General features: G+C 50.0%; 1 protein-coding gene. It reads left to right on the plus strand.

What is annotated here, in order from left to right:
* Window positions 1-186, plus strand: a 186-nt coding sequence (locus FDX22_RS15280; protein WP_186805313.1) for a hypothetical protein, incomplete at its 5' end; no start/stop codon positions are given.
* Between the last annotated feature and the right edge of the window lie 18 nt (window positions 187-204).

A 204-nucleotide genomic window follows, 5' to 3' on the forward strand; every position in this document is an offset into this window, starting at 1 on the left:
GGTCAGGAATCCAACGTCACTGGCGTTGTTATCCATGCTGAAGTTCCGCTGTCTGAAATGTTCGGATATGCAACCCAGCTGCGTTCTCTGACCAAAGGCCGTGCTTCTTACTCCATGGAGTTCCTGAAGTACGACGATGCGCCGAACAACGTTGCTCAGGCCGTTATTGAAGCCCGTGGTAAATAATCCACAGGATTAAAACCT

It is taken from the genome of Citrobacter sp. TBCS-14, from assembly GCF_005280805.1.
Lineage (GTDB): Bacteria > Pseudomonadota > Gammaproteobacteria > Enterobacterales > Enterobacteriaceae > Citrobacter > Citrobacter gillenii.